Source organism: Microvirga sp. Mcv34 (assembly GCF_024519725.1).
Lineage (GTDB): Bacteria > Pseudomonadota > Alphaproteobacteria > Rhizobiales > Beijerinckiaceae > Microvirga.
This window is the reverse complement of sequence record NZ_JALJRK010000205.1, coordinates 1-2355: the sequence shown is the minus strand read 5'-3', so window position 1 is coordinate 2355 and position 2355 is coordinate 1. Positions and strand designations below refer to the sequence as shown.

Below are 2355 nucleotides of genomic sequence, written 5' to 3'. Positions count from 1 at the left end.
ATTGAGATCGGATCAACGTGGAACCGCTGAACGTGAGGTTCCATTGACACCGCGAGTGGGCCATCAGGCGCTGCGCGCCTTGGCCTTATGGGTGGCAACACGCCATGACCCCGCGATCGACACTCATCCACTGGCAGGATCTGCCGCCCGACCGGCGCCGACGCCTGGTGGTGCTGATCTCCAACCTCATTCGCCAGTCTCTGGCCGCCACACAGGAGGCGGATCATGAGCCCGGAACCCGACATCCTCGCTCCGACCCTCTCCGACAAGATCCGGGCCGGCCATTGTGACCGCCAGGCAGTCGTCTATGTCCGCCAGTCCACCCTGCGGCAGATCGAGCACAACCGGGAATCCACCCGCCTGCAATATGCCCTGACGGACCGCGCCTGCCAGCTCGGCTGGCGACCCGAGCAGATCATGGTCATCGATGACGATCTCGGCCGTTCCGCCGCCTCGGCCCTCGACCGGCCCGGCTTCCAGCGCCTGGTGGCCGAGGTTGGCTTCGGCCACATCGGCCTTGTGCTCGGCATCGAGGTCTCGCGCCTGGCACGCTCGTGCCGCGACTGGCATCAGCTGCTGGAGATGTGCGCCCTCTTCGATACCCTGATCGGCGATGCCGACGGCATCTACGACCCCAGTCTCTACAACGATCGCCTGCTGCTCGGCCTGAAGGGCACCATGAGCGAGGCGGAGATCCACATCCTCAAGGCGCGCATGCTCGAGGGCCGCCGCGCCAAGGCTCAGCGTGGCGAGTTGGTGCTGGGGCTGCCCCGCGGCTACGTGCTCAAGCCGTCAGGTGAGGTCGCGCTCGATCCCGACGAGGAGGTGCAGGAGATCATCCGTCTGGTGTTTACCCTCTTCGAGCGGAGACGTTCGGTCAGCGGCATCCTGCACTATCTCGTCGACCACGACATCCGCCTGCCGGACCGCATCCGCCGCGGGCCGCACAAAGGAGACGTGCACTGGACCCGGCCCAACGGCCAGACGCTGCGCGACATGTTGCGCAACCCGCTCTATGCCGGAGCCTATGTCTATGGCCGGCGCACCTATGACGGCCGCCTGCGTCGGCCCGGCCAGCCGCACAGCGGCAAACGCTTCCTGCGCGATCCAAAGGCCTGGAAGGTTCTGCACCAAGGCACGCGTCCGGCCTACATTGATTGGGGCACCTTTGAGCGGAACCAGGAGCAGATGGCAGCCAACCGCGCACGCCACACCGGCCTTCCCCGCGGCGGCCCCGCGCTGCTCGGCGGGCTGGTGGCCTGCGGGGTCTGTGGCCGGCGCATGTGCGTCACCTACAACGACGATGGCCGGGAGGCGCGGTATGCCTGCAATCAGATGGCGACGACCTACGGCGCGCCCCAGTGCCAGTCGATCAGTGCCCGCCCGGTGGATGAGCATGTCAGTGCTTTGATGCTGGAGGCGCTCTCGCCCTCGGCGATTGAGGTCAGCCTGCAGGTGGCCGAGGATCTTGAGTTGGAGCGCCAGCAACGGCGGCGGCACTGGAAGCAGCGATTGGAACGCGCAGGCTACGAGGCGGATCTGGCCCGCCGGCGCTATGAGGCGGTCGACCCGTCCAACCGCCTTGTGGCCCGTACCCTGGAGCGGGATTGGGAGACGGTGCTGATAGCCCACCAGACGCTGGAGAGCGAGCACCAGCGGGCCCTGGCCCACGAGCCGGAACGGCTGACGCCGGAGGAGCAGGCGGCGGTGCACCGCTTGGCCGAGGACATTCCGGCCCTGTGGAGTGCTGCGTCCACAACGGCGCGTGACCGGCAGACGATCGCGCGGACCATGCTCGATCGGGTGGTGATCCATCTGCAGGGCGCGACTGAGCGGGCAGAGATCGCGTGTCACTGGGCCGGCGGCGTCATCACCCGGCATGCGGTGATCCGTCCGGTGCGGCGGTTCGAGCAGCTGGCGAACTTCGATCAGCTGCTGGCACGGGCGGTGGCGTTGCGGACGGCCGGTGCCACGGCCGAGCAGATTGCCGCCCGCCTGAACGCGGAGGGCTTTCGGCCCGCCAAGCGCAGCGCCTTCAACGCTCCGATGATCCGGCGCCTGCTGCAGCGGCACGGGCACGGCACGACCCGGCCGATCTGGTCCGGGAAAGTGCCACGTGCGGATGATGAGGAAATGACCTTGCAGGAGGTGGCCGAGCACCTTGGGGCACACCGGCAGACAGTATACGGTTGGCTCCGGCGGGGGGCACTCAAGGGGCGGTTGGCTCAGGTGGGGACACAACGCATTTGGCTGGTGAAACTCGCGGATAGCCCCGTAGCTCGCCTCAAGCCACCGGACTGAACGTCAACAGGAAGCAGTCATTGAGAGGCATCATGGCAACACGATCGAACAGGC

The 2355-nt window shown here is 67.2% G+C and carries 1 protein-coding gene; it reads left to right on the top strand.

Annotated elements, in window-relative coordinates:
- Positions 1 to 225: 225 nt before the first annotated feature.
- Positions 226 to 2301: a recombinase family protein gene (locus tag OC446_RS30075; RefSeq protein WP_262032546.1), complete on the top strand. Its 2076-nt coding sequence runs from the start codon at positions 226 to 228 to the stop codon at positions 2299 to 2301.
- Positions 2302 to 2355 lie beyond the last annotated feature (54 nt).

Excerpts from the sequence above, each read along its gene's own strand:
- OC446_RS30075 (WP_262032546.1), top strand. The coding sequence starts at position 226 with ATGAGCCCGGAACCCGACATCCTCGCTCCGACCCTCTCCGACAAGATC.